Source organism: Dulcicalothrix desertica PCC 7102 (genome assembly GCF_003991905.1).
GTDB lineage: Bacteria > Cyanobacteriota > Cyanobacteriia > Cyanobacteriales > Nostocaceae > Dulcicalothrix > Dulcicalothrix desertica.
Map to the genome: position 1 here is coordinate 43,965 of NZ_RSCL01000035.1, position 3,788 is coordinate 47,752.

General features: G+C 38.0%; 2 protein-coding genes and 1 pseudogene. All 3 read left to right on the forward strand.

The window, feature by feature from the left end; all coding sequences use genetic code 11:
* Positions 1-694 precede the first annotated feature (694 nt).
* Positions 695-2,086 carry an HlyD family efflux transporter periplasmic adaptor subunit gene (locus DSM106972_RS44120; RefSeq protein WP_127086660.1) on the forward strand — a complete coding sequence of 464 codons (1,392 nt, stop codon included), beginning with the start codon at positions 695-697 and terminating at the stop codon, positions 2,084-2,086.
* A gap of 25 nt (positions 2,087-2,111) precedes the next feature.
* On the forward strand, positions 2,112-3,281 hold the full coding sequence (gene devC, locus DSM106972_RS44125; protein ID WP_127086661.1) for an ABC transporter permease DevC: 1,170 nt from the start codon (positions 2,112-2,114) through the stop codon (positions 3,279-3,281).
* Positions 3,282-3,333: 52 nt separating this feature from the next.
* Positions 3,334-3,678, forward strand: a pseudogene (locus DSM106972_RS44130) (ATP-binding cassette domain-containing protein); the annotation flags it as partial.
* Between the last annotated feature and the right edge of the window lie 110 nt (positions 3,679-3,788).

Consider the following 3,788-nt stretch of genomic DNA (forward strand, 5'->3'; position numbering starts at 1 on the left):
ACGCGAAATATCTGCACCTGAACAACCAGGATTTTCATATATAATTCGCAATGACCCCCATTGGGCTGTGGTTATTCCTATAGGCGCCAAGGCAGCATCAAGAACACTTTCAAGCACAGCACTGGCTCGGTAAACATTAATAATCTTGCTGTTGCTGATAAACTGATTCACGTTTGAGCTACACTCTCCCCCCAACAAATACTCACTGCATCCATTTCACCTGAACCGCTTTGAGTTGTAAATTACTATAAATACATTAACAGATTTATATCACAATATCAACTTGTTGACATAAAGTAGTTGATATGGACAAGTCTACTAGAGAACACCCATGTTATGCCAACCCGCCAGAATTTATCATATATAACATTTGTACTGGTTGACTCAAAACGTATGTAACCTGTGTGTTTTATTTGCTGTGATTTGTTCTTGACAGTATCAACAAGTTGATATAAATTGATTAATATCAACTTGTTGAGACACTTGTACAAGCGTATTAACCATTTGCATCATCGTTTGATGTATTGGTGAAGCGAATGATGTTACCTATGGAATTTTATGTCTAGCTTTGGATGAATCGAAATTTCTTTAAGGCGCCGAATTAATGTATTGATGGTTATACGGCCTGCGAATCGAGGGTAAACTGCTTTCACACTGCGTAAAAGTCTAATTTTTAATTTATGGGGAATTTTTCATGAGTTTCCAAATAATATCAAAGCCGCTTAAAAATCGATGGATGATTGGTCTTATTATTGGTGCCACTTGTATGACAGGTGTGATAGTCTACTATAGATTTTCGACTATTGGGCAAACTCCTTCTTTGACTGAACAAACTGCAATACCTCAAGTTCAGCAAGTTACAGCTTTGGGAAAAATCCAGCCACTTGGAGAGGTGATAAAAGTATCTGTCCCAGCAACATTAAGTAATGACCGTGTAGCTCAACTGATGGTAAATCGAGGTGATAAGGTAAAAGCTGGTGATGTTATTGCTGTTATGAATGCGCGCTCTCGGCTACAAAGTATACTTCTAGAGGCACAAGAACAGGTAAGAGTTTCACAATCTGAGTTAGCGAAAGTGAAAGCAGGCGCCAAAACAGGAGAAATAGGGGCGCAACAGGCAACTATCGCGCGCTTGAAGGTAGAAAATACTACACTTCCTGAAGCACAGCGAGCAACTATCAACCGTCTGGTAGCAGAGAAAAACACAGAAACAGAGGCGCAACAAGCAACTATTGCGCGTTTAATATCGGAACGCGAAACAGAAATTGCAGCACAAAAAGCATTGATTGAAAGCTTTCAGGCAGAATTGAACAATGCTCAAACAGAATTTACAAGAAATCAACAACTGTTTCAAGAAGGGGCAATTTCTGCTTCATTAAGAGATACTAAACGTTTGTCACTGCAAAAAGCACAACAGCAATATAATGAAGCGCAAGCAAATTTAAAACGTATTCAAGGGTCGCGACAACAGCAAATAATCGAAGCGCGCGCAAATTTGAGTCGTATTCAGGCATCGCGACAGCAGCAAATAGTCGAAGCACAGGCAAATCTCAGACGTATAGAGTCGTCAGGTAAAGAACAAGTTAATGAAGCAGCAGCTACGCTTAATAAAATCATAGAAGTACGTCCAGTTGATGTACAATCAGCCCAAGCAAATGTAGATAAGGCAAATGCTGCTGTTAAGAGAGCTAAAGCTGACTTAGATGACTCTTATATTCGGGCGCCATCTTCAGGACGAATTTTAGAAATTCATGCCAAAGCTGGGGAAGTTGTTGATACATCAGGTATTGCTGAATTAGGACAAACTGACCAAATGGAAGTAGTTGCAGAAGTTTACCAGACAGATATTAGTAAAATTCGTCCAGGTAAACAAGCAATTATCACAAGTGAATCATTTACAGGAGAAGTTCGTGGCGCCGTTAATCTAGTTGGAATACAAGTTACACCACAAGAAATTACAAGCGGTCAACCAGGCGAAAATTTAGAGCGTCGAGTAGTAGAAGTGAGAATTCGCTTAAATCCAGAATCAAGTAAACGAGTCGCAAATTTAACAAATTTGCAAGTACAAGTAGCAATCCAAATATAAGCTCAAATATAATCCCAAATATTCTATGTTTCGTAATCTACTGCGTAAAACCCCCTTGGCATGGTTTCAGGTACGACGTGAAAAAACTCGTTTAGCTGTAGCTTTAGCAGGAATTGCATTTGCTGATGTTTTAATGTTTGTCCAAATGGGCTTAAATGAAACACTTTATGAATCTGCGGCTAACCTGCATTACTCTTTGCAAGCGGATTTATTTATAATTAATCCTATTTCCGAAGCATTTACATCGCTTAAATCTTTTCCTAGAGAGCGCTTGCATCAAGCACGAGCATTTAAAGAAGTACAATCAGTAACTCCTATTTATATTGGTCGTGCGACATGGCGCAATCCACAGCAAACTCAAACAGAGCGTACAATATTTACAGTTGGGGTAAGCCCGACGAAATCTGTCTTTGAGCAACCAGAAATAACACAGCAATTTAACAAACTCAAAATGCTTGATAGAGTCATTTTTGACCGAGCTAGTCGAGCCGAGTTTGGAGATATTGCAACTCTTTTAAAGAAAGATAGTTCTCTAAGTGTGCAAGTAAATGATAAACAAATACAAGTAGTAGGATTATTTACCTTTGGGATTTCATTTGGTTCAGATGGAATGATGATTGCTAGTGACTCAACGTTTATGCGTATATTCCCTGAGCGTAATGCTGTTGAAGTTGACGTTGGTTTAATCAAATTAAAACCTGGAGCTAATAAGCAATTAGTGCAGAAAGCTTTACAAAAGTACTTACCTTCAGATGTATTAGTATTAACTTTAGAAGAATTTGCAGATAGAGAAAAAGTATATTGGGCAACTAGTACACCGACAGGTTTTATTTTTGGATTTGGAACTGTAATTGGCTTTATTGTCGGAATTGTAATTGTTTATCAGATACTTTATTCCGATGTTTCAGACCATTTATCTGAATATGCCACCCTCAAAGCAATGGGTTACAGCGATGCATATCTCGTTGGAGTATTAATCCAAGAATCGTTAATTTTAGCAATTTTAGGTTTTATACCAGGTTTTTTGCTTTCTAGTGGATTTTACTTACTTGCTGCATCGGCAACACTTCTACCCATTGGCATGACAGTTAACCGTGCGATTTTGGTACTGTTTCTCACCATTGTTATGTGTACTGTATCTGGTGGCGTAGCGATGCGTAAATTACAAGCTGCTGACCCAGCGGACGTTTTCTAATATATACAGCTAATTTACACTTTCCTCAAAATAATAAAGGCAGGTAAAATTTATGCAAAATATTACTGGTGCTGACATTGAGCAACAGACAAAAAGTGAACCTGTAATTTCAGCTTGTAATATCAACCATTATTTTGGTGAAGGTGAGCTTCGTAAACAGGCTTTATTTGATATCGATTTGAGTATCAACGCAGGTGAAATTGTGATAATGACAGGGCCATCTGGTTCTGGTAAAACTACTTTATTAACCTTAATGGGGGGTTTACGGTCAGCACAATCTGGTAGTCTGAAAATACTTGGACAAGAAATTTGTGGCGCCACGAAAAAACAACTAACACAATTACGTCAAAAAATTGGCTACATATTCCAAGCGCATAATTTACTAACCTTTTTAAGTGTCGTGCAGATAACTTTAATTTAAATGCAGCAAATGCTTCTTACTTGCTTTTATGTATTACCCAAAAATTAAAGGAGAAATCCATACCTGATTTAAAAGATAAGCGAATT